The sequence below is a fragment of the Acidimicrobiia bacterium genome (genome assembly GCA_041393965.1).
Taxonomy (GTDB): Bacteria; Actinomycetota; Acidimicrobiia; order Spongiisociales; family UBA5794; genus UBA5794.
Map to the genome: position 1 here is coordinate 178,887 of JAWKJB010000001.1, position 22,724 is coordinate 201,610.

A 22,724-nucleotide genomic window follows, 5' to 3' on the forward strand; every position below is an offset into this window, starting at 1 on the left:
CGTTCCGGTCAGCTCTCGGTGTCTGCCTCGTAGCGGGTGAGAGCAATCGCGAACATCAGGAACAGGACGAACGAACCGAGCGCCATCGCGATGGCCGGGAGTCGCATCTGGAGCGCGTTGAGGCCTTCGAGGTTCGCGGGCCGAATCCCGCGCGGTGCATAGACGGTGAACAGGATGCCGTTGATCGTCAGCCACCCCATGGTCGCCGCTCCGGTGAGCAGGAACGCGAGCCGCTTCCCGACATCGGTCCACAGCACGAACCAACCCGAGCCGATGAAGACGATCACGGCCCCGACCGTGATCGCGAGGCCCCGCATCGCGAGCGAGAAGTCGTTGACATGGCCGGTCTCCTCGTCCATTTGGCCGAAGACGGTGCCGATGAGCGAGATCGCGAACTCCCGCACGAAAGGGATCATCGCGAGGAGCGACAGGATGAATGCAACAAGGCCGAACAGCTCGAGTGACGAGAGCCCCGACTCGTCGGACCGAATGCTCGGTGTCTGATTCTGACTCGCCATCACAGCGTCCTCTCATACATGACGATCAGCTCGATCTGGGACTCGGACAACACCAACCCGAACGCCGGCATGCGGCCGGAACCGAGCCCGTTGACACCGTACTGCTGCGAATCGGTCGAACCGTCGATCACGAACTTGACATGGTCGGCCATGTCGGGAAACTGGATCACGGCACGACCCGCGAGCAGCGACGGTCCCCACGCCCCCGAGCCCGCACCCTGTTCGAACGGGGAACCCGCCGAGTAGCCACCGGTGTGGCATCTCGCACAGTACGCATTGAACAGGCCCGCCGCCGTCATCGCTTCGTCAACCGTCACGCCCATCTCGGCCGCTTTCGCCTCGTAGTCGACCTCCCACAGCTTCATTGCGGCCGCGTTGTTGAGGAACGCGAGGCCTCGGTCGAGGTCAGCAAGGAACGCTTCTTGGCGTTCGACCGTGACATCGAGAAGGAGTACTTCGGTTTCGATCGCCGAGAGCAGCTCTTCGGCCGCGTCGAGATCGGGGAGCGGCTCGGATCCGTTCGGGTTCTCGTTGGTGAACGGATTCGCCGGATCGAAGGTGAAGGCATAGATCGTCTGCTCGGCCCCTGATGCACCGACCACGGTCTGGAGGGTTGCGGTCGCCATGGCCGAAAGGGGACCCTCGACCGCATCCGCAAGGCCATCGCGATCGGCGTCCGGCGCAGGATCGGAGCACAGCGCGTTGACGATCGCCGCGGATTGTTCGGTGCAGGTCTCGGGATCCTGGAACAGGTCCTTGATGTCGTCGGGGAACGAACCAACAATCCCGAGTTGCCTCGGTGCGTCGTTCACGAGGGCGATCTCTGCCTCCTGTGCATCGATGAGGGCCCCGGTTGCCTGTGCACCGCTTTTGATCGCGGTGAGGGCAAGATCGGTCGCGGTTTGGGCCTGGTCGAACGCTTCCTGTTGCGAGATCTGGATCGTCTCGAGGTACGCGATCACCTGGTCGACTTCCTGCACGGTCATGGCGCCGCCACCGTCGAGCCCGTTTGCTGGCATCGGCGTGCCGGCACGGCCATAGACGATCCAGTGCCGCACCTCGTCCTCGGTGTACCGGTAGAACACATCGTTGAGTGACGGCACCTTCCAGCTCGTTTGAACACCAGAGCGCGGCTCGGTGAAAGCAACGGCCCCACCACCGCCGTTCGGCCCGTGACAGTCGACACATTGGAAACCGGTGACGCTGTACCAGTGCGCTCCTGCGGCTACATCTTCCTCGACGATCGCCTCGGCTGCGGCCGCCTGTCGATCCGGCTCGTTGATGGCGTACCAGGGCATCGTGATCGCGAGCAGAACGGAGAGGAACAGCGCGGCGCGAAGCACATGGGTCAGCTTCTCGTTCTCGAGCTCATCGTCCGACACATGCGGCGACAGGTTGGGTGCGGCGGCTTCGTTGGCCGAAGCCCGGTTCTGCCGAGAGTGGACGAAGAGGTACCCCATCCATACGAGGAGCAGCGCCACCACGATCGTGACCACGACGGCGCCCATTCCGACGCCACCGGTCGAAACGGGCTCCGTGCTCGCGGTCGCCATCACGAGGCCAACCATGGCGCCAAGATCAAACACAGAACGGTCCTTGTGGGTAGGCGACCGTGTAGTGCTTCGACCGGGCGGTCTGGACGATGTTGCCGGTCTCGATGATCAGCTCGCCCGCGTCGTTGACGGAGACGCCGAACCGGTCGAGGTTTCGCGGTGCCGGTCCTGCTGCATATTCGCCATGCCCGTTGTACTTGGATCCGTGGCACGGGCACTCGAAACCCTGTGATGACTCACACGACGGGACACGACACCCGAGGTGCACGCATCGTTGCCACAGTGCCATGAGACCGACCCCGTCGGACTCGGCGCCTGCCACGACGAACGGCACCGATTCGTACGACGAGCCCGGGAGCTTGCTCATGTCGAACGGGACGATCCACGCCTGGGCGGCGGGAATGAACTTGGGGACGATCGAGCCGGCGACGAGGGTCTCCGCCTTGAGGTCCGTCACCTTCCCGGCGTTGATCGGCGTGCCGAACCCACCCTTCAGCTTTGGCCATACGAACGCGAGGCTTGCAAGGGTGAACTGCAACATGAACAAGCCGAACACAGCACCGAGCGCCCTGTTGAAGAACTTGCGTCTCGTGATGCCGTAGTCCGTTGCAGAGATCTCCTCCCTCGGTGGGTCGTCCACGAACTCGGCCGGGGCGGCCACCATCGTCGCGACAGCGCCGTCACCCTCCGGTTCGCCGCCGCGGGCCCGCGCCAATGCCGCCCGCCGCTCCTTGTCGGCTCGGATCGCCTTCCGATCGAGCTCTGCCGCGGTGGCAGCCCCTTCAGCGTCGGAGCGCCGTACCGCGACCGCGACGATGCCGGCGAGGGCAACGACCCCCGCGCCGATGAGGATGAGGATGAAAGTCGTCGTTGTCATTCGAGGATCGTCTTGAGGTCGTCGAAGAAGACGCCGTCGCGCCACGGGAAGGTGAAGTTGAAACCCGGACCCCTGAAGAAGGATCCGAAGATGGTGAGTATCGAGGATGCCATGAAGAACACCGTGAAGATCGCGATCGCGAGTTTGCGATCGGATGGTCGCACCGACGGGTTCCGGTCGATGTACGGGATGAAGGTGAGCCCGACCAGGCCGAAGGTCGGGATGATCACACCGGCGACCTGGGGGTCGAAGTAGGCGAGGAGCTCCTGGAGGCCGAGGAAGTACCACGGCGCCTTGCTCGGATTCGGCTGTGAGTTGAAGTTGGCGAACTCCAGCAGGGGCGCATCGATGAATGCCGACATCAGTGTCAGGAGGGCGAGCATTGCGAGCAGCGCAACGAACTCGATCGCAAGAAGGTGTGGCCACACATTGACCTTGTCGGCAGGCTCTCGCGTCGTGCCCTGGATGGCACCCGCCTTGACGACCGTGAGGAGGCGCTGGGTGCGGACACCGGGTGGCGGGCCGGCGGGACGGACGGGGGCCCCAGCTGCTGGCGCTGCTGCGGCTGTTGCGGGAGCGGCCGCGGCGACGGCTCCTGCCATGGCCGGAACGGGCCTTCCGTCCGCTTTGGCCCTTGCAAACATGGCACGCTGAAGGAGGGGTCTGGGAACACCGAACTTGGCGGACTCGCTGTCGAGATCGCGAGTCGGGCCACCTGCGACCGGTGCAGCGGCTGCAGCGGCCTGCGGCGCAGCAGCCTGCGCGGTGGCGCCGGTGGGGGCCGGTTCACCCTTCATCTCTGCGAGAACAACCTCGAAGGGACGACCGTCGGCCTTCGCCCGTGCTTCGGCTGATCGCCTCAGAAGATGCTCTGGTAGCTCTGCCACAGGTGCTCCTTAGAGGGGTCCGGAGATGCCGCCATCCTTGCGGACCCGCCAGAAGTGGACGGCCATGAAGATGGTGATGATGAACGGGAGGAACAAGACATGCAGGACATACCACCGCAGCAGGGTATCGGCGGTGATCTGGACGCCACCGATCAGGGTGAACGAGACTTGCGCCCCGAACACGGGCACATATGCCGCCATGTTCGAACCGACGGTCACAGCCCACAAAGCGAGCTGATCCCATGGGAGCAGATACCCGGTGAACGACAGCAGCAGGGTCAACAACAACAGGATGATGCCAACGACCCAGTTGAACTCACGCGGTGGCTTGTAGGCGCCGTGATAGAACACCCTCGTCATGTGGAGGAACACCGTGAGCACCATCAGGTGCGCACCCCATCGGTGCATGTTGCGCACCAGCTGCCCGAACGCGACATCGGTGGCGAGTGCCTGGAGATCGAAGTACGCCTCAGGCGAGGTTGGCCGGTAGTAGAACATCAAGAAGATGCCGGTGATCGTCAGCACAATGAACAAGAAGAAACTCAGTCCCCCGAGGCAGAGCACATAGGACACCTTGACACCGTGGCGCTTCACCTTCACGGGATGCAGGTGATACAGCACATTGTTCATCACGACATAGGCGCGGTTGCGTGGCGTGTCGCTGTTGTCCGAACGCATGGGCGAACCGGGACGGAAGATCGACTCCCACACCTGGGAATTGCGAAGATGGTCGCCCATCCCCGTCACGGCGGCTTTGAGGCCGCCCTTCCCGTTCCCGTTTGCCACTTGGTGTGCTCCTCTTCGATCCGTCGCTGTCTGATTCGCTGTTGGTGCTGTTGGTGTTGTGTTGGTCGTCTCGGTTCGGTACCGGTTCGATGGACGGTCAGGTCTGGCCAGCCCACCGCACGCCGTACGCGACACCGGTCTTCGTGTCCCGATCACCCGTGTCGTACTCCCACGGAGCCGACACGAACTCCTCGGACTGCTCCGCAAGGGAGCCGCCGAACTTGCCGATCGTGATCACATTGGTGGGACACCGGTCAACGCACAGTTTGCACCGGGTACATTCCGTGTCGTCAATGATGAACAACGCGCCGTTTTCTTCCTTGGCGTTCGGATCGTCCACACCAAAGGTCTCGGTGACGATGTCCGGCGTGAGGAAGTGGATGCACTTCCAAGGGCAAATGTCCACGCAGCCAGCACACAGGATGCATTCGGACTCGTTGATGTGGATGAACTGCTTGGGCTTCACCGCCGCGGTCATGTACTCGGTATCGACGAGGGCAAGCTGGTAGTCGTCCCTGATCGGGGGTGTCTCGAGCCACGCTTCCTTCGCCATCAGCTGGCACCCCTCAGCGGACGACCGTAGTCCGAAACAGGGGTCGGTTTCGGCACATCGGCGCGCTTCGCCCGCTCTTGCATCTGGTACATGATCACGGGAACGGCGATGGTCAGCGTCGTCACATAGCCAGCCGAGATCATGTCCTTGAGTGCGGCGTACGAGATGGACACATCGTTGTTGAGAACAAGGATGGGCGGAATCGTAAAGAAGTTCTTCTGCGGCGTCCATTCGAGGGTGGATTGCGTCAGCGTGAGGAATTGGTTGGGGATGACAGCGAACAGGATGAGCATGAGCGCCGTGAACAACAGGCCGCCGAGCATCGCCCTTGCCCATGTCATCGGCCTTCGGTAGATGAACCCGTAGGTGATGCCGCCCATCGCGATGAGGACTCCCCCAAGTGCGATGAGTTGGAACATGGTGACGACAACCCATCCCCTCGGCATGAACGAATACAGCTCACGACCGAAGTCGTCCACCTCGGGGGCTTCTGACATGTGCACACCGAGGGAGGCCACGATCGTGATGATGATCCCGACAAGGATCGCGGCGTATCCGATGGCGAGTCGTTTGCGTTCGTTCAACGGTGTTCCTTCGTGACCCCCTCATTGTATGCCTCCTGTGAGTTCTCTCATCATCACGCCCCGGCGTCGCGCAACCCCTTCTCCGCTTGGTGAACCCGCCGGATCCTGGCCCGTTCCGGGAATACAGGTGTGGTCCGGTCCACGGCTAGAGTTGCGACGGCCGAAGACGGCCGGGAGCCGCCGTACGCAGGAGGAAGCCCCAAGCGTGACCGCCGATACCTCGACGATCGAACCCCAGCCGGTGGGGTCGACAACCGCCGCTTCCACAATCGCCACGAGGTTCTTCGCAGCGGCCACCGGGTTCTTCGTTCTGGGCCTGATCGTTGCATGCGTCGCGGCGGTTCAAGGTGTGCTCCCCGACCTGCTGTCGGGACGGGCCCAGACCTCGATCGGTCGCCTCGCACCTGCGAGCCGGTGGTTGCTGTTCGACGGCTGGATCATCACCGGCCTGCTCGGCGGATCGTTCTTCGCCATTTCGCGATCGTTCGGTGTCGAAGTTGCCCGCAAAGCGCTTGCCACGGCCTCGCTCCTCCTGATCGTGGTCGGCACCCTTGCCGGCGGCTTCGGGATCATCTTCGGTCTTCAATCTGGCATCGCTGGCTTCGACGCCCCACTGTGGGCACGCGGTATCACCGTTGCCGGGTTCGTCCTTGCCGCCATCTCGCTGTCGGCAACCGCGGGGGCTGCACGATCGAAGCTTGGAACCACCGGGTGGTACCTGACGGCGGCAGCGTGGTGGCTCGCTCTGTCCGGAGCCGTCAGCCTTGTGCCTCCCATGTCGGGTATGGGCGGGGCCATCCAGACCTCGTTTGCGTCCGCGACCGTCACGGGATTGTTCGTCATCACGGCAAGCGTCGGACTCATGTACTTCGCGGCGACCACCCTCACCGGCACCGATCCAAGCGTGCCGAGACCCCTTGGAGCCATCGGATTCTGGTCGTTGGCGATCGTCTGGGGCTCGATGGGTGCCACCGAGCTCATCTTCTCCGGGGCCCCCGACTGGTACGAGACGCTCGGTGTCGGCTTCGCGATCGCGTCGTTTGTACCGCTTCTCGCCATCGCGACCGATCTCGGCCTGATGCTCAAGGGGACCGTCTCGCGAATCGCCGACCGGGCCTCTCTTCGGTACGCCACCGTCGCATTCGTGTCGTTTGCGGTGTTCACGGTGACGAACTTCCTGCTCACCTACCGGTCGACGAGCGCGATCATCCACTGGACCTCCGCCACGCAGGCAGGGAGGATCCTCGTGACCCTCGGGATTGGGTCCTTCGCTCTCTTCGCAACCCATTCGATCATGCGGGGAGGGAACCGAAGCGGTGCACCGATGCATTTCTCCTGGTCGGTCGCCGGGCTCACGGGTGTCGTCTTCGGCACTCTTGCCGGTGGGGTCGTTGCAGGGTTCTCATGGGCATCAGGGCCAGCGAGCGGGTCTTTCGCGAATGTCGGGAGTGCGTGGGAGATCACCGCGGTGTCGGTGGAACCTTTCATGTGGATCACCGCCGGATCACTCATCCTGTTCACGGTCGCGCAGGTGCTCTACGCGGTCGTGTGGGGTCGCAAGGCTTCCGATGAGGTCCTTCCGCCCGCATTCGGCGCCCTCGACTACGACCTTGAGTTCGAAGGCGCCGTGCTGGCACCATCGTTCAAGCGCCTTGCATGGGGCGCCGCTGCGGTATGGATCGTGGCCGCGCTCATGACCGGCATGTTCCCTGCCGTCGATCCCGACAACTCCGATTCCACGATTCTCGGCGACCAGTCGCGGAACTACCCTGCCGGTTCCGTCGAGCTCGCCGGCCGCAACCTCTACATCTCCGAGGGATGCGCGGAGTGCCACACCCAGTCCGTGCGTCCGGTTGGAACCGATGTCGGTCTTGGACCGGTGTCGATCGCAGGCGACTATGTGCACGAGAGCCCAACACTGCTTGGCGTTGCGAGAATCGGTCCCGATCTGATGCACACCGCGAGCTCCGACGAATTCAATGCCGGTTTCCTGCGATCGCATCTCGCGGATCCACGCGTGTCCCGGCCATGGTCGACGATGCCGTCGTACTCCTACCTTTCGGATGAAGACATGAATGCGCTGATCAGCTACATCGAGACGCTGAGGTAGGACGATGGAGGAACTGCTCAACCAGGTCGCCGAGATCAGGGGCATGCCGGCCTCCCTCGTACGCCGGTCGGCCGAGGCACGAGCCGAAAAGGAAGGCATGACCCTCGAGGCGGTGCTCGCCGAATGGGCAGGGGTCGAGCTTCCCGAAGCTGCAGACGATGACGGGATCGACGATGCCAGCGACCAGACCGAATCGACCCCCGAAGTTGCGACCGATGCTGCTTCCGCTGCAAATGCTGATGCAGGGAAGGGCGATGTCACCACGGATGATTTGGTCAAGCTGGCTGCCGAAGCCAAGCGGATGCCTCCGAAACTGATCTTGAGTTCGGCCAAGGCACGCGCCGAACACTCCGGCGCCTCGCTCGAATCGGTCCTCGCCGGATGGGCGGCCGTGGACCTCGACGAGTTGCGGCAATCCGACTCAGGATCACCTTCGCCAGTCGCCGTCGGAGTTCCCGCAGAAACCCCGGAACCCTCGGGGGAGACTCCCCATGGCGACGAGGAAGCCGACAACCAGGAAGCCGACGACGAGGGCAGTGACGCACCTGCCGTTGCGGCCACCGTGGTCGCGACGATCGGGATGGACGAGATCCTTGAGAAGGTTGCGGCCGCAAAGGGTATGCCGGAGGCCCTTGCGAAGCGCTCCGCTGAAGCACGCGCCAAAAAGACCGGGGAACCACTCGCAGCGGTTCTTGCGGAGTGGGCAGGTGTGGATCCCGCCAAGGTGGAAGGCGCGATTCCGGCAACGGAAGCGACCGAGGTGGTCGAAGCACCTGCCGAAGATGCAGCTGCAACGACCGCCGAAGCCGATGAAACGACGATCGACGCCGAGGACAGGACCGAGGCGCAGGGCGATGGGGAGCCCGGGGTCACCAAGACGAAGGATGTCGAGGTCATCGAGGCAGCCGCCACCGACGACGCAGCCCCTGAGGTGCCCACCAGGATGGGCGGCTACCCGAGATGGCTCACCGCGGCGTTCGTCATCATTCCGCTGCTGGCGGTCGCCTACATCCTTGTGTCCCCGAACGGCCCCGATTGCGGGACGGGCGCGCAGCTTCTTGTCGACCCGGTGACCGGGACCGCGGTGAACTGCGACGGATCCGCGTACGGAACCGAAGCCACCGACTACTTCGGGAACGGCGCAGCGTTGTATGCCCAATGCCAGGCGTGCCACGCCGCAGACGGGTCCGGTGGCGCAGGCCCTGCGTTCACCGGAGGCGACCTCCTGACGGTGTTCCCGGAGGGCTCGTGTTCGACCCAGATCGAATGGGTCACGCTCGGCACGAGCGGATGGCCCGACCCGACCTACGGCGCAACCTCCAAACCCGTCGGCGGCGTCGGCCTGATGCCTGCCTTCGGCCCAACCCTGACCCCCGACCAGATTGCCGAAGTCGTCCTGTACGAACGCGTGCAGTTCGGTGGCCAGGACCTCACCGCAGCCGAAGAGGACTGCGGGTTCACCGGTGGAGAGGGCGGCGCCGACACGACGACCGTCGGATAACAGATTTCAGATGCCAGATAACAGATAACAGACATCTGGCATGTGGCATCTGATATCTGACACCTGGGTAGCCTCCCGGCGTGTCCTCATCACCGATAGTTCTCGTCGTTGGCGGGGGTCCTGCCGGGGCCTCGGCCGCCTATTGGCTCGCCCGCGACGGTATCGATGTCCACCTGGTCGAGAAGCAGCGGTACCCGCGTGAGAAGGCCTGCGGCGACGGGCTGACGCCCCGCGCCGTGCATCAGCTTCTCGCGATGGGCTTCGACTTCGATGGGCTGGACCTGCACCGAATCGACGGACTTCGGTCGTATGCGGGAACACTCGAGATCGAACTCGCGTGGCCCGAGCATTCGGTGTTCCCCAATTGGGGCGCAACGATGCGTCGCGCAGACCTCGACGGGGCCGTGGCCGCCCTAGCCCGCGAGCAGGGGGCGCTCATCGAACAGGGCACGACGGCAACGCCTCTCATCGAACACGGGACCGTCACGGGTGTGGAGCTCGTGAACAACGACGCGAAGCGAGTCGTCCATCCCGACTATGTCGTCGTCGCCGATGGGTCGAATTCCCGATTCGGACGAGCAGCAGGGGCGAGCCGCCGGAAGGACTATCCATACGGAATGGCCGTCCGCGCCTATTACGAGAGTCCCAACTCCGACGATGCCTTCATCGAGAGCCAGCTCGACATCAGGGACCGCAAGGGGCGATCCATGCCGGGCTACGGCTGGGTGTTCCCGCTCGGTGACGGGGAGATCAATGTCGGGGCCGGCCTCGTGTCCACCTTCAAAGGATGGAAGGACATCAACACGAGCCGCATCCTCGAGGCGTACGCCGAGGCGTTGCCGCCGCATTGGAAGGTGGACGAGGCGACCCACCACACCAAGCCCATCGGTGGGAAGCTGCCCATGAGCATGTCGGTCGGTCCGAAGGTGGGGCGCAATTGGGTCCTCGTTGGCGACGCAGCAGGGGCCGTCAATCCCTTCAACGGTGAGGGAATCGACTACGCGTACGAAACGGGCCGGATGGCTGCCCGCCATATTGCATCGGCAGCGGCCGGGGGCTCGCTTGTTGCCTACGCGTCGGAGCTCGAGGAGGAATACGGTGACTACCACCGCGTCGCACGGGTCTTTGTGCGGGCCATCGGCAATCCGACGGTGATGAGAACGCTCACCACGGTGGGGCTCAGATCGCGACCGTTGATGGAATGGACGCTCAAGGTGATGGCCAACCTGCTTGACCCTGACGAGGCACACATGTCCGAACACATCTACCGGGCGATCGAACGCGTCGTCAACACCGGGCGATGATGCCGATGCTCGTTGCCGACCAATGATCAACGATCAGACCGTGATCACCCATCGGCTGCCACCATGTCGGCGATGGCCGCCTCGACCCTCCCGACATCAACGATCCCTTCGGCAATGACTGAGCCGTCGCTGCGTTCGATCACCGGAACCCGATCGTTGTAGACATTGAGGAGCTCGAGGTCGAGATCGATGTCGACCAATTCGATCTCGACACCGGCTCGCGCAGCGATGGGACCGATCGCGGCGAGAGCCTCGTCGCACAGGGGACAGGCCTTCCGGGTGAGGAACCGGATGCCGATCATTCTCGTTCGATCACTATCGTCACCGCCGTGAGACCGGTCACCTCGATCGCCGTTGCTGTCTTGCTGGCTTTCATCGTCGTGGCGTTCATCGTCAAGCTGCTGACCGGCGGTCTCTCACCGTAGCCTGTTGAGCGCCGCGGTACTCCGACGGGATGGATCAACCGCGGGACCTCCTGTGCTCGTGACGACCGCTACGACGGGACCACCTCGAGGTTGATGCGGTTCCCGCCGTCCGGACGGCCAAGGACCACCGGATCGCCGACCGCGAGATCGAAGTCCTCGCTCGCACTTCCGCCGCGCACGGCAAGGGCCATCTGTCCGTGCGAGTCGAGGTGGATCACCGGTTCTCCGTCATCGACCGAGGCGTACGACTCACCCCATGTAATCCGAAAGTCGCGCATCGACACGGAAACGAGCACATCGTCCCCCTTGGACAACCCGAGCGCCTCCAGATCGGCGGGGCCGATGTTGAACTGAGCGTTGCCGTAGATGTCGACCCACAGGACGGCACCCTTGATCGAGCCGCGGCCAGCGGATTCGGCGAGGGGAATCAAGAGGGGCACGATTGCATCGGGATCGACTCGGGGCCCGAGGTCCTCGATCCCGGCCTGCCCAGAAGCGAGGACGGCCGCCGCGGGGCCGAAGACATCTCTGCCGTGGAAGGTCGCTCCCTCGTTTGGCAACCGATATCGCTCGTCTTCGATCGAGACGATGAGATCTGCGCCGCCCACCATCGCAACCGCTGGCGCGAGGAGTCCGTTGTCCGGACCAACGAAGTAGCCGACCGGTGTCCTGGCCGCGATCGCGAGCCGTTCGGTCCCCACGCCGGGATCGACGACCGCGAGGAACACGCCGTCAGGCATGTACTGGACGGCGCGGGTCAACGCCATCGCGCCGCCGTGGATGTCGCCCCGTTCGATGCCGTGCGTGATGTCGATGATCCTGGTTGACGGAGCAATGCGGGCGATGACGCCGTGAACAACGCCGACGAACTCGTCGCGATGACCGAAGTCGGAGAGGAACGAGATCGGCTGATCCATGTCGTCAAGCGTACCGCTGAGGGGATGGCTCGGTCAGGCAGCGGGACCGGACACCGTCGTGTCGACGGTTAGTGTGGATCACGGCACTGGAGGACAGGGTGGGGAACGGAAGCAGCATATTCGAGTCGATGGAACCTGAGCGGTCGACGAAGCCTCCGAAGCTGAAGAAGAAACGCTACGAGTCCGAGTTGGAACGGCTCCAGACCGAACTCGTCAAGCTCCAGAGCTACATCAGGGACGAGAAGCTCCGGGTTGTGGTCGTGTTCGAAGGACGGGATGCCGCGGGAAAGGGTGGTGCGATCAAGCGCATCACCGAGCGGCTCAGCCCGCGGGTCTGTCGCGTCGAAGCCCTCGGCACGCCGACCGAACGCGAGAAGTCCCAATGGTGGTTCCAGCGGTATGTTGCCTACCTGCCCGCCGGTGGCGAGATGGTCCTCTTCGACAGGTCGTGGTACAACCGCGCCCTCGTGGAACCCGTGATGGGGTTCTGCACGCCCCAGCAATACAAGGAGTTCCTTCGTTCGTGTCCCGAATTCGAGCGGATGCTCGTGCGAAGCGGGATCGTCCTGATCAAGTACTGGTTCTCGGTGAGCGACGAGGAACAGGAACGGCGGTTCCGGGCACGCATCGACGACAAGACGAAGCGTTGGAAGCTGTCAGGAATGGACCTCGAGTCGAGGGCCCGATGGGTGGAGTTCTCGAAGGCGAAGGACACCATGTTCGAACACACCGACATCAAGCAGGCACCGTGGTATGTGGTCAACTCCGAAGACAAGCGGCGTGCAAGGCTCAATGTGATCAGCCACCTGCTCTCGCTGATCCCGTATGAGGATCGCATCCTCGGCGCCGTGGAACTCCCACCGCGTCAACCAGACGGCGGCTACATCCGACCGCCGATAACAGAGCAGACCTTCGTCCCCGAGATCTACTGATCCTTCGACACGAAGACCCTTCTCCGGGCTCACACTCGGCTCAAGCCCGGTGGCAGCCCAGGGTTGAACCCTGGGCTGCGGACTCAACCCTCGGCTGTCGCTCACCGGGCCGATCCGAGTGTGCACCCCGCACCGTGCCGTGCGGCGCTACGCTCCGGGGCGTGGCAAGACTGCGCCTCTTTGCGAATCTGCGTGAATCCGCCGGAACCGACAGCGTCGACATCCCGGCTTCGACGGTCGCCGAACTGCTCGACGAGGCATGCAATCGATTCGGCAGCCGCTTCGCATCGGGTATCGAGTCGGCCGGGGTGTGGGTCAACGGTGAACAGGCTTCGATCTCCGCGGCGATCGCGGAAGCCGACGAGGTCGCGTTGATCCCGCCGGTGTCGGGCGGTGCGACCACGGCCGTTTCGGTTGTCGCCATCCCGGGGGTTCTGTCGATCGCCCTGATGGCGGCGCTGCTCGCCGTCGCCTGGGCAGATCCGCAGTGGTTCGTGTTCGTCGCTGTTGGCGCCATCCTCGCTTGGGTGTGGGATGCGTCCGATTCGGCGGCCCGGACCAACGACGCCTTCGTTGTGTATCCACCGATGATCGGTGCCACCGCTGCCGGATCTGCCGCGTACGCCTGGGGGTTCGAAGGTTTCGCGGGTGCAACCGCCTTCGCTTTCATCGTGGCCGTCACATGGCCGGTCTTCGACAAACGCCACCGCGACTTCCGAACGACCGCTGCGACCGCCCTCGTGACGATCCTCGCATCATCGGCCGCCGCGGGGCTTGTGCTCATCAGGCTGATCGGGTCGTATGGCGTCCTCGCGTTCGTGCTCGTCACCGCATTCGCGCTCGTCGGTTCGTTCCTCGCTGGAGCATATGGCGACACGATCCAGTCGGTCGATCCGAATGTCGGTGCCCTCCTCGGTGCCCTCCTCGGCGGCCTCATCGCGGGGTTCGCCATCGACGAACTCGACATCGCGGCGGGTCTGCTCGGCGGCGTTGCGGCGGCTGCGGGAGTCATCGGCGGACGGGCCCTCGGATCGAGCCTGCGAACCGGCTCGATCGTCCACACCGAGGACGCGCCAGGCGCCCTCACCCTCTTCGATGGTGCGGTCCTTGCCTCTCCGCTGTTTTGGATGGCGATCTGGTTCTTCGGCTGAGAGGGCTCCCCGCGCCGACGGATCCGTTCACCAAAGGCGAGATGGTCGGTGGTGGTCGGTCGCTCAAATGAGGAGCGCGTGTCGCGGGAGAGACGCCTTCATCAATTGGGTGACAGGCCACTAGCCTCGTGGTCTCATGTCGCGTTTTCGCGTTCGGCGCATGCTCACGCTCTTCCTGGCGATCGCTTTGATATCGATCGCTCCGATCGGCGCGTCCGCACAGACCCAGGGCGATGTCGATGCCGCAGCTCGGGCGAAGGCGCGGGCGGAGGCCCGCCAATCTGCTGCGTACAAGGAGTATGTCGCTGCCTCGGAGCGACTCGAGGCGGCGCTTGGGGAGTACGACAAGATCCACCACGAGCACCTCGACCTCCAGTACCGGCTCGGGAAGATGGAGGAAGCCGTCACGCGATACCGGGGAGAAGCCGAGGGTATCGCCACCTCGGCTCGTCAGCTCGTCATCGACGCTTACACGGGGGGCCGTCAGGTCACCATGATCGGTTCGGCCTTCTCAGCGGGGAGCATTCAGGAGCTGGTGACTTCCCAAGCGCTCATGGACCGTGCAGCGGAAACCGAACTCGAGACGCTCAACAACCTCGATGTGATCTCTCGCCAGGTCGATAGGTCCACCGCCGAGATGGAAGTCCAACGCGCCGAGGTCAAGGTGGCCGAAGATGCAGCCGCCGTGCTCGTCGACGAGATCAACGATCTGTACGAGGAACGGCAGGCGATTCTCGACCGCGCCGACGCAGCACTGAGAGAAGCGATCGACGACCTCAAACGCGAGATCAGGGAGAAGAAGATCGAGGACGACCGCAAGAAGCGCCAGCAGGCGGCAGCGGCGGCCAGCCGTCCGGGGAAGGCAGGCGGAGCACCGCCCGAGACGACGCCCGGCTTCATCTGTCCGGTCCAAGGAGGCGCATCGTTCTCCGACACCTGGGGGGCCCGCCGATCGGGTGGACGCACCCACAAGGGGGTCGACATGTTCAACGCCCGACACACTCCCCTCCTCGCGGTCGCAGACGGCAGGATCAAGTTCTCGTCGAACTCGATCGGTGGCCGGTCGACCCACCTGTATGCAGACAACGGCGTGGTCTACTACTACACACATCTTGAGGGCCACCCGACCGACATCTCTTCCGGACAGCGGGTGTCCAAGGGCACAGTCGTTGGATTCCTCGGGAACTCGGGGAACGCGCGGTATACATCACCGCACCTCCATTTCGAGATCCGACCCGGCGGGGTCGCGGTGAACCCCTATCCGACCGTGCGATCGGTCTGCTGAGCGCTGCAGCGGGGCTCAGAACTCCGGTACCGCCCTCTGCGCGAGCGATTCGAGAGCGAGGTCAGGCGACAGCGTCCCGAAGTGACTCCCGTGTTGGCCACGCAGCCGCGACGAGGCGAAGGCATCGAGGAGGTCAGTGTCGCCGTGGCGGACGATGAGGGCTCCCGCCCATGCCATTGCGAGGTGTTCGACGATCATCCGTGCCTCCGCCTCCGGATCGGTGGCGTTGTACAGGGCATCCTTGGCCCGCTCCACAGCCGCGCGAACATCTGCGTCGGCTGTGTCGAAGGTTTCGAGCTCGACGAAGAAGGCCTTCACGGAGTCGGGTTCCCGCGTTGCCGCACGCAGGAGATCGAGGGCAATGACATTGCCGGATCCCTCCCAGATGGCATTGAGCGGAGACTCCCGGAACAGCCGTGGCATCATGGACTCCTCCACATACCCGTTCCCGCCGAGGCATTCCATGGCTTCCCGCACGACAGGCGTCGCCTGCTTCGTCACCCAATACTTGGCGATCGGCAGTGCAATGCGCTTGAAGGCAGCTTCCTGAGGGTCCATCACGGAACGGTCGAAGGCTCCGGCGACCCTGGTCATCATCAGCGTGGCAACCTCGGTTTCGACCTCAAGGTCGGCAATCACATTCTGCATCAGCGGCTTGTCGATGAGCGCCGATCCGAAGGCATGCCGGTAGCGCACATGCCACGCCGCCTGGGTGAGGCTCTGACGCATCAGCGCGGCGGCCGCCATGGTGCAGTCGAGCCTGGTCCCGTTGACCATCTCGATGATCGTGGCGACGCCGCGCCCCTCGTAGCCGACAAGCTCCCCGTAGGTGTCTTCGAATTCGACCTCGCTCGAGGCGTTTGATCGATTGCCGACCTTGTCCTTGAGTCGCATCAACCGGATCGCGTTGACCGAACCGTCAGGGGCCCACCGGGGGACGAGGAAGCACGACAGACCCCCGGGTGCTTGGGCGAGCACCAAGAAGGCATCGCACATCGGTGCCGATGTGAACCACTTATGCCCGGTCAGGCGATACTCGGCGCCTGGGCCGCCTGTCTTCGCCGGAATCGCCTCGGTGGTGTTGGAGCGAACATCGGATCCTCCTTGCTTTTCGGTCATGCCCATACCCATCAGGATGCCCTGCTTGTCGGTGGAGGGAAGGAACCGCGGATCGTATGAACGCGTCGCGATCCTCGGAAGCCATGTGTCGGCGACGGAGTCCGTGGCTCGAAGGGACGGAACGACCGATGTGGTCATCGAGATGGGACAGAAGTGCCCTGCCTCGATCTGTGAGGACAGGTACATCATTGCCGTCCGCTGCGTGTGGGCGAAATCGACCGAACCGTCCTCCCACGGCAGGCTGTGGAGCCCGTTCGTCACGGCGAGGTCCAAGAGAGAATGCCATGCAGGGTGGAACTCGACTTGGTCGATGCGATTGCCGTACCGGTCGTGGGTATGGAGGACTGGTGGGTTGGTGTTCGCGAGGGTTCCCCACTCGATGACCTCCGCCGTCCCGACCTTCGCTCCGAATCGATCGAGGGCCTCGACCGACGCACCCGCTCCCTCGCCTTTGACCGCGGCCTCAAGGATGGGATCGATTCGAAAGAGGTTGTAGTCGATCAGCGGGGGCGGCTGATTCACGACGGCATGACCCTTCATGCGCAGATCGTAGTCGGTGCGGACGGAGTCGGATTGAGCCATCCCCGCGGCAGCACCGGGCGTTGTGCCCGAACGGTCCGGTCGGGCTGCCCACCAATGGTTGCTAACTTGGGAGCTGCAAGGAGTTGCAATGGAACCGCATCGCAGACGAATCGACCAGGTCCTGGATCCGACCTTCACCGAAGGGCTCGACGGGGTGCCGCTCGACGAGATCAGGATGCGTCGGGCAATGCTCGATGACCTCGACACCGAGTTCTCGTACTATCGGCGCATCCTGCACGGTCGAATGGATCTCCTCGACTTCGAGCTCCGCCGGCGTGCCGGCACCGAGACCCGTTCACTGATCGAGGCACTCCCTGACATCCTTCGCGACGGGGCATCGGGGCACACTTCCAACCCGCTCGATCGAGCGCTCACCGTCACGACGCCACCGTTTGCCGGTGAGGGCCGCCGGGAAGTCGACCGTGCCCTCGCCGACGACTTCCTCGCCCGACTCCCGACGCTCGATGATCGCGAACTCACGGAGATCCGCGACGGTCTCGGCGCGGCCGAACGCGAGGTATCCGACCAGCGCCGCGCCGTGTACGACGCACACGATGTGATCACCGCGGAACTGACCCGCCGCTATCGCGAGGGGGTCGCGGACGCAGACGAGCTGCTGTCCGCGAACTAGTGGTCAGCCGCTAACCGTGCGTTTCGAAAGAGTCCGGTCAGGGCTCACCGAATCATCTGACGAAGTCGAAGCCGTTGCCATTAACCGCGAAGGGGATGTCCTGTACTCGTCCGGGGATGTCCACCGGCCCATCTTCTACCGATCAGCGATCAAGCCCTTTCAGGCATTGGCGGCGCGCAGAACCGGTCTCGAGCTTCCCGCAGAACATCTCGCCGTGTCGTGTGCGAGCCACGGCGGTCATCCGGTGCATCTCGCGATCGTCAGGAGGATCCTCGACGATGCGGGCCTGGCCGAATCGAGCCTGCGTTGCACACCTGGGCGCCCCCGCGCGCGTTCTGCCGATGTGTTGCGCATCGCAGCGGGGGATATGAAGCGGCGACCCATTCTGCACACCTGTTCGGGAAAGCATGCAGGATGGCTTGCGGCCTGCGCACGCGCCGGTTGGGACACCGGAACCTACCTCGCCGAGAACCACCCGCTTCAGCGGCTCATCGTCGATGTCGTCGCCGACGCCACCGGGGTCGATCCTGAACCCACCGGCGTCGACGGATGCGGGGCTCCGACCCTACGGGGGACCATCACCGGTCTCGCAACGGCTTTTTCCCGGTTCGGGACAGACGCCGAAACCGCACCGATCGCATCGGCAATGGGTCGTTTCGGCTCGCTCGTCTCGGACAACACGATGGACGAAGGCAGCGTCGCGGCGATGTGGGGAGGAACCATCAAGTGCGGTGCTGAAGGCTTGCTCGCGATGGAACGCGGCGGCGTCGCGATCGTTACGAAATCAATATCCGGGGATGACACCAACGCGCTTGCTGCCGCCCTCCGCGTCGCCGAACGGCTCGGCATGCTGACACCTGCCATGATCGACGCCATCGCGCGTCCTCTTGCGCCCCCGGTTCTCGGTGCTGGCAAACCGGTCGGCGTCCTTGAGTTGGTAGAGTAGCCATGCCGGCTTGGCACGACCCGTGGTCTTCGTTTCCGCGCACCGGTACACCGGCGGCCCCGCTGACGGGCCCGTTTCCGTTTCGGGGGTTTCTCAGCGCGGCGTGGGAGCATCGCAGCAGCGCCGAAGCCGAACTCCATCTCGCGGCCAGCGGCGACTCTGGTGTTGCCGTCGCCGCCGCCGAAGGCCACATCACCTTCGTCGGTGAGGGGAACCTCACCGACTATCACGCACCGGTCGGAGACGAGGCGCTCGAACTGTTCACGGAGCTCTTGGCTGATCGCCCGGGTCGAACCTTCCGCTTTGATTCTCTTCCCGCTGAAGCCGTATCGGTGGTCACCGAGGCGCTCAAGCGCATCGGTGCCACCCACACCATCAGCGAGCACGCGGCCACGGCCGTGTTGGACCTTCCGGACTCGTTCGATCAGTGGCTCGCGAGCATCGGCAAGAAGGAACGCCATGAGGTGCGCCGCAAACGGCGGCGATTCGACGAAGCGTTCGGCGAGGCGACCATCGTGGAGGGCCGCTCCGATCTGCTTCCGGCGTTCTGCTCGATGCACCGCAGCGCTGACGGCGACAAGGGCAGCTTCATGACCAACCGCATGGTGTCCTTCTTCAAGGCACTCCTCAAGGAGGCCGACGCCACGATTCACTTGTTGGAATGTGATGGAAGGCCTCGCGCGGGCGCCTTCGGTTGGGAGACTGACGACGGCTACTTCTACTACAACTCGGCGCTCGACCGTGAGGCGTTGTCGGCGTCCCCCGGTGTCGTGCTGTTCACGACGCTGATCGAATACCAGATCGAGCGTGGGGCAGCGGTCGTCGACTTCCTCAAGGGCGATGAGACCTACAAGTACCGGCATGGCGCGCGTCGTCGCCCCCTGTATGCCGTCGAGGGTGTGCTGCTGTGATCACCGATGTTGCTTATGTGGCCATGCACTCGTCACCCCTCGTCCAGCCCGGATCGGGCGACTCGGGGGGCATGAATGTGTACCTCGACCAGTTGGCGAGGACGATGGCCGGGCGAGGCATCAGCGTGACCACCTTCACGCGCCGAACCTCGGTCATCAACCCGACCGTCGTCGAGGTGACAGACCGCTATCGAGTCGTCCACATCGATGCCGGCCCTGTGGGCACGATGACGCTCGGCGACATGAAGGCGCATGTCCCCGCATTTGCCGCGGGCGTCATCGACTGGATCGACGGCGCTGGCGCCAAGTTCGACCTCGTCCACAGCCACTACTGGCTTTCTGGTCGCACCGGCGTGCGAGTCAAGAATGTGTACGGCATACCGCTCGCCAATTCGTTCCACACGCTCGGCAGGGTCAAGGACCGCGTGCGACGACCGGGCGAGTCGCCGTCGAGTGTGACCCGCCTGTTGACCGAGGAAGAGGTCATCGCGAACGCGGACTGTGTCATTGCTTCGACTCCGTACGAATTCGAGGACCTGCTTGAGCATTACGGGGCAAGCCCCGAACGCCTCTGCGTGAGCCCCCCGGGGGTGGACCATGCCGTGTTCCGGCCGAGCTCACGATCGATGGCCCGCAACCGTCTCGACCTCGGCCGTGAACCCATTGTCCTGTACGCAGGGAGAATCCAGCCACACAAGGGAACGGCGGTCGCCGTCGACGCGTACGCTCGCCTCCGCGCAACACTCGACCCCTCGATCGGTACGCCTCGCATGATCATCGTCGGTGGGGCAAGTGGCCCCGATGGCGCTGCCGAGGTCGCGGCCTGCCGAAAGATCGCAACAAGGGAAGGAGTCCTCGACGGCATCAGCAGAGTCGCTCCGGTCCCCCACGATGTCCTCGCCGACTACTACCGGGCGGCGAATCTCGTCATCGTCCCGTCCCGTTCCGAGTCGTTCGGGCTGGTCGCAGCCGAGGCGCAGGCGTGCGGCACCCCAGTCGTCGCCGCCAACGCCGGTGGCCTCCAGTACATCGTCGCATCGTGCGAAAGTGGGCTCCTCGTGGATCGCCCGAACCCTGATGCGTTCGCCGCTGCCATGCGGGCCATCCTCGAGCACAACGAGTTTGCGCGCCGTCTCTCGGAGGGTGCCGTGGCCTTCTCCCAGCGCTTCTCATGGGACGCAACCGCCAAGCGGCTGCTCGAACTCTACGACGGCATCACCGGCGGCGATGAACCACTGGGTTGATCACTCCGGATGCCCCGGCATCATCCGGCGGCAACGCGAAAAGTTCCGTCAGGAGACTTTCACACAGGATCTTGTGCACAACGACCTGTGGATAGTGGTGGATATGTGGAGAACCACGCCATTTGAATAGGTGCAACGCACGAGGTAGCCGCAGTTGGGCTGAAACAGGGAGGAATTCGCTTCGTTTGGCAGCGTCGCGAGAGGGTTGATTCGGGATTCGATTGTTCGTACATTGCCAAGCGAAAGGCCCGATGTGCCAAGGCAACAACACCTCGTTCGGGGAAGTGCGGGGCAAGATGTCGGGGTTCGTCGGGCCTTTCCTGAACCTCCGGACCGTGATCGGTGCCCCGTCGACCGACGCCAAGGCTCCGTTCCGAAACGGTACGCTGCTGAGGTGGCACGGATCACCGGTCTCGAACTTCCGATCCCGTGGGACGGCTTCGGATGGCCATCCGAACCGCTCCTCAACGGCATCACGCTGACAACCGGTGACCCCAAATGGACCTGGGACCCGACCCCACCGCGCCTCGCCGTGCCGGCTCGGCCACACCATGAGGGAGTCTTCGTCGACCGGTGGGTCATCGACCATGTTGTGCTCCTCGTCCCGTCGCTCGAATCTGCGATCGGAACGCTTGCCGAGGCGGGTCTCGTGCCACGGCTCAGGATGCAGGTACGGGAGCGACCGGCGGCGTTCTTCCGGGCAGGCCCAGTGCTCGAGGTCATCGAAGCGCCGGTGCGCAACGACGCCCTGTACGGGATCGCGGTCGCGACGACCGAAGCGCTCGATGCGGTTGCCCTCAACTGGCGCGCGCGGGGGCTTGCCGTCGGCGAGGTGAAACGGGCAATTCAACCGGGGCGACGGATCTTCACGGTCCATGACCTCGATGCCGGCTTCGCCGTCATGAGCGCGGATCGTCAGGTTCAACCCGCCGATCTCGGATGATCAGACGCCGAAGATCAGTTCACGCAGGCGCACCCTCGTCGTTGCGAAGGTGCCGAGATCGACTCGGATCGATCCGAGACGCAGCCCCCGCATCGCATCACCGTGGCGCGTCGCGACGCGCACGGTCCCGTCACGCTGCTCGAGGACACCGAGACCGAGGCAGGCCCCGTGCTCGTCCTGGACCCCCACCAGCATCGAATCGAGTCTGCTGACATCGAATCCTGTGGGAAGCGTCGGTGCGAACACCGTCGTCTGCACCCGCCAGCGCGGCGGCTCGTCGCCCAATTCCCGGTGGAACGCTGAAGCTCGCGCCTGGACCCGTTCCGTTGGCGACAGGGGAACGACATCGGAAGGCGGTGGCACCTCAGCGATTCTCACCGACAAGAAGCGCCGCAGCATGCCGATGGCCGGATCGAGTTCGCTGCCGCGTTGGATGGCAACGACGAGACTGGGTTCGGTGATTTCGGCGAGGTGATACTTGAGTGTTTGACCGACCACGCCCGAGATCACGCGGGATGTATCGACGATCACGAGCTCCGCGGATTGGCGGGCGGTCGCGACAAGAGAAGCGACCGCAACCACATCGGGGAGGACGACACCGTTCGGTTCGATCGATCCGACGAATCGCAGAGCGTCCGGAACATGCATCTCGCTGAGGTCGTCGACGGTCGACACGAACTTGAGACCGACACAGGCAGGGGGGCCCACCGTGGCGGCTGCGACATCGGCGTCGATGAACGCGACAGACCGCCCAGCTTGGATCGCTTCGCGGATCATCAGCTTCGCAAGGCTTGTCTTGCCGGTGTCTGCGTCACCGATCACGAGGACAACACCGACGAGCTCCCGCATCCGTACGCGCAACCCGTCATGTGCGGTTGTTTCGGCTGCGATGTCCACGAACCGGCCTCCTGGCGTCAGCGGCGAGTCTACGGCCGGTGTCTCGCTGGACATCGCAGCGATGTCGC

Annotated in this window: 22 protein-coding genes; 11 read left to right on the forward strand and 11 right to left on the reverse strand. The window is 64.1% G+C overall.

Going from position 1 to position 22,724, the window contains the following annotated elements; translation table 11 throughout:
- Window positions 1-8 precede the first annotated feature (8 nt).
- The 7 genes from R2823_00995 to R2823_01025 all read right to left on the reverse strand — a co-directional run bounded on the left by R2823_00995 (window position 9) and on the right by R2823_01025 (window position 5,758).
- Window positions 9-518, reverse strand: a complete 510-nt coding sequence (locus R2823_00995) for a hypothetical protein (GenBank protein MEZ5174768.1) — start codon at window positions 516-518, stop codon at window positions 9-11.
- Window positions 518-2,104 carry a c-type cytochrome gene (locus tag R2823_01000; protein ID MEZ5174769.1) on the reverse strand — a complete coding sequence of 529 codons (1,587 nt, stop codon included), beginning with the start codon at window positions 2,102-2,104 and terminating at the stop codon, window positions 518-520. Before R2823_01000 ends, R2823_00995 begins: the two co-directional genes overlap by 1 nt.
- Window positions 2,097-2,948 (reverse strand): Rieske 2Fe-2S domain-containing protein, encoded by an 852-nt coding sequence (locus tag R2823_01005; GenBank protein ID MEZ5174770.1) that lies wholly within the window; start codon window positions 2,946-2,948, stop codon window positions 2,097-2,099. The genes R2823_01000 and R2823_01005 overlap by 8 nt, the downstream gene beginning before the upstream one ends.
- Complete coding sequence (locus tag R2823_01010) at window positions 2,945-3,835, reverse strand: menaquinol-cytochrome c reductase cytochrome b subunit (GenBank protein MEZ5174771.1); 891 nt, start codon at window positions 3,833-3,835, stop codon at window positions 2,945-2,947. Before R2823_01010 ends, R2823_01005 begins: the two co-directional genes overlap by 4 nt.
- Window positions 3,836-3,844: 9 nt before the next feature.
- Window positions 3,845-4,573: a selenite/tellurite reduction operon b-type cytochrome ExtP gene (gene extP / locus R2823_01015; protein MEZ5174772.1), complete on the reverse strand. Its 729-nt coding sequence runs from the start codon at window positions 4,571-4,573 to the stop codon at window positions 3,845-3,847.
- A 145-nt stretch (window positions 4,574-4,718) separates the two neighbouring features.
- Window positions 4,719-5,174 carry a 4Fe-4S dicluster domain-containing protein gene (locus tag R2823_01020; protein ID MEZ5174773.1) on the reverse strand — a complete coding sequence of 152 codons (456 nt, stop codon included), beginning with the start codon at window positions 5,172-5,174 and terminating at the stop codon, window positions 4,719-4,721.
- Window positions 5,174-5,758, reverse strand: a complete 585-nt coding sequence (locus R2823_01025; GenBank protein ID MEZ5174774.1) for a hypothetical protein — start codon at window positions 5,756-5,758, stop codon at window positions 5,174-5,176. Before R2823_01025 ends, R2823_01020 begins: the two co-directional genes overlap by 1 nt.
- Before the next feature lie 205 nt (window positions 5,759-5,963).
- Between R2823_01025 and R2823_01030 the strand changes: the two genes are divergently transcribed.
- From R2823_01030 to R2823_01040, 3 genes are all read left to right on the forward strand, one after another.
- Window positions 5,964-7,868 carry a cbb3-type cytochrome c oxidase subunit II gene (locus R2823_01030; protein MEZ5174775.1) on the forward strand — a complete coding sequence of 635 codons (1,905 nt, stop codon included), beginning with the start codon at window positions 5,964-5,966 and terminating at the stop codon, window positions 7,866-7,868.
- Between the two features lie 4 nt (window positions 7,869-7,872).
- Window positions 7,873-9,369, forward strand: coding sequence for a cytochrome c (locus R2823_01035; GenBank protein MEZ5174776.1), 1,497 nt, complete (start codon window positions 7,873-7,875; stop codon window positions 9,367-9,369).
- An 80-nt stretch (window positions 9,370-9,449) separates the two neighbouring features.
- Complete coding sequence (locus tag R2823_01040; protein MEZ5174777.1) at window positions 9,450-10,673, forward strand: geranylgeranyl reductase family protein; 1,224 nt, start codon at window positions 9,450-9,452, stop codon at window positions 10,671-10,673.
- Between the two features lie 44 nt (window positions 10,674-10,717).
- On the opposite strand, the gene R2823_01045 is transcribed toward R2823_01040, so the two are convergent.
- Window positions 10,718-10,975, reverse strand: coding sequence for a glutaredoxin family protein (locus R2823_01045; GenBank protein MEZ5174778.1), 258 nt, complete (start codon window positions 10,973-10,975; stop codon window positions 10,718-10,720).
- Window positions 10,976-11,166: 191 nt separating this feature from the next.
- Window positions 11,167-12,015 carry an SAM-dependent chlorinase/fluorinase gene (locus R2823_01050; protein ID MEZ5174779.1) on the reverse strand — a complete coding sequence of 283 codons (849 nt, stop codon included), beginning with the start codon at window positions 12,013-12,015 and terminating at the stop codon, window positions 11,167-11,169.
- A 128-nt stretch (window positions 12,016-12,143) separates the two neighbouring features.
- Here R2823_01050 and ppk2 point away from each other — a divergent pair, with 128 nt between their 5' ends.
- The 3 genes from ppk2 to R2823_01065 all read left to right on the forward strand — a co-directional run bounded on the left by ppk2 (window position 12,144) and on the right by R2823_01065 (window position 15,383).
- The gene (gene ppk2, locus R2823_01055) at window positions 12,144-12,947 is read left to right on the forward strand and encodes a polyphosphate kinase 2 (protein MEZ5174780.1); all 804 of its coding nucleotides are present in this window, start codon (window positions 12,144-12,146) and stop codon (window positions 12,945-12,947) included.
- A 161-nt stretch (window positions 12,948-13,108) separates the two neighbouring features.
- Window positions 13,109-14,098 (forward strand): MoaD/ThiS family protein, encoded by a 990-nt coding sequence (locus tag R2823_01060; protein MEZ5174781.1) that lies wholly within the window; start codon window positions 13,109-13,111, stop codon window positions 14,096-14,098.
- 136 nt (window positions 14,099-14,234) lie between these two features.
- Window positions 14,235-15,383 carry a peptidoglycan DD-metalloendopeptidase family protein gene (locus tag R2823_01065; protein ID MEZ5174782.1) on the forward strand — a complete coding sequence of 383 codons (1,149 nt, stop codon included), beginning with the start codon at window positions 14,235-14,237 and terminating at the stop codon, window positions 15,381-15,383.
- A 15-nt stretch (window positions 15,384-15,398) separates the two neighbouring features.
- On the opposite strand, the gene R2823_01070 is transcribed toward R2823_01065, so the two are convergent.
- Complete coding sequence (locus tag R2823_01070; GenBank protein MEZ5174783.1) at window positions 15,399-17,042, reverse strand: acyl-CoA dehydrogenase family protein; 1,644 nt, start codon at window positions 17,040-17,042, stop codon at window positions 15,399-15,401.
- A gap of 130 nt (window positions 17,043-17,172) precedes the next feature.
- Here R2823_01070 and R2823_01075 point away from each other — a divergent pair, with 130 nt between their 5' ends.
- From R2823_01075 to R2823_01095, 5 genes are all read left to right on the forward strand, one after another.
- Entirely contained in the window at window positions 17,173-17,715 is a 543-nt protein-coding gene (locus tag R2823_01075) for an aerial mycelium formation protein (protein ID MEZ5174784.1), read from the forward strand.
- A gap of 16 nt (window positions 17,716-17,731) precedes the next feature.
- Entirely contained in the window at window positions 17,732-18,661 is a 930-nt protein-coding gene (locus tag R2823_01080; GenBank protein ID MEZ5174785.1) for an asparaginase, read from the forward strand.
- 2 nt (window positions 18,662-18,663) lie between these two features.
- The gene (locus R2823_01085) at window positions 18,664-19,572 is read left to right on the forward strand and encodes a GNAT family N-acetyltransferase (protein ID MEZ5174786.1); all 909 of its coding nucleotides are present in this window, start codon (window positions 18,664-18,666) and stop codon (window positions 19,570-19,572) included.
- Window positions 19,569-20,816: a glycosyltransferase gene (locus tag R2823_01090; GenBank protein ID MEZ5174787.1), complete on the forward strand. Its 1,248-nt coding sequence runs from the start codon at window positions 19,569-19,571 to the stop codon at window positions 20,814-20,816. The genes R2823_01085 and R2823_01090 overlap by 4 nt, the downstream gene beginning before the upstream one ends.
- A gap of 394 nt (window positions 20,817-21,210) precedes the next feature.
- Window positions 21,211-21,759 carry a hypothetical protein gene (locus R2823_01095; protein ID MEZ5174788.1) on the forward strand — a complete coding sequence of 183 codons (549 nt, stop codon included), beginning with the start codon at window positions 21,211-21,213 and terminating at the stop codon, window positions 21,757-21,759.
- Here R2823_01095 and R2823_01100 read toward each other — a convergent pair whose 3' ends face one another.
- A complete protein-coding gene (locus R2823_01100) occupies window positions 21,760-22,656 on the reverse strand; it encodes a Clp1/GlmU family protein (protein ID MEZ5174789.1) in 897 nt (298 codons plus the stop codon).
- Between the last annotated feature and the right edge of the window lie 68 nt (window positions 22,657-22,724).

Bases quoted from the DNA above. Each gene is read 5' to 3' on its own strand.
- R2823_01020 (MEZ5174773.1), bottom strand. From the start codon at position 5,174: ATGGCGAAGGAAGCGTGGCTCGAGACACCCCCGATCAGGGACGACTAC.
- extP (MEZ5174772.1), bottom strand. From the start codon at position 4,573: ATGGGCGACCATCTTCGCAATTCCCAGGTGTGGGAGTCGATCTTCCGT.
- R2823_01085 (MEZ5174786.1), top strand. From the start codon at position 18,664: ATGCCGGCTTGGCACGACCCGTGGTCTTCGTTTCCGCGCACCGGTACA.
- R2823_01070 (MEZ5174783.1), bottom strand. From the start codon at position 17,042: ATGAAGGGTCATGCCGTCGTGAATCAGCCGCCCCCGCTGATCGACTAC.
- R2823_01005 (MEZ5174770.1), bottom strand. From the start codon at position 2,948: ATGACAACGACGACTTTCATCCTCATCCTCATCGGCGCGGGGGTCGTT.
- R2823_01050 (MEZ5174779.1), bottom strand. From the start codon at position 12,015: ATGGATCAGCCGATCTCGTTCCTCTCCGACTTCGGTCATCGCGACGAG.
- R2823_01065 (MEZ5174782.1), top strand. From the start codon at position 14,235: ATGTCGCGTTTTCGCGTTCGGCGCATGCTCACGCTCTTCCTGGCGATC.
- R2823_01075 (MEZ5174784.1), top strand. From the start codon at position 17,173: ATGGAACCGCATCGCAGACGAATCGACCAGGTCCTGGATCCGACCTTC.
- R2823_00995 (MEZ5174768.1), bottom strand. From the start codon at position 518: ATGGCGAGTCAGAATCAGACACCGAGCATTCGGTCCGACGAGTCGGGG.
- R2823_01045 (MEZ5174778.1), bottom strand. From the start codon at position 10,975: ATGATCGGCATCCGGTTCCTCACCCGGAAGGCCTGTCCCCTGTGCGAC.
- ppk2 (MEZ5174780.1), top strand. From the start codon at position 12,144: ATGGAACCTGAGCGGTCGACGAAGCCTCCGAAGCTGAAGAAGAAACGC.
- R2823_01035 (MEZ5174776.1), top strand. From the start codon at position 7,873: ATGGAGGAACTGCTCAACCAGGTCGCCGAGATCAGGGGCATGCCGGCC.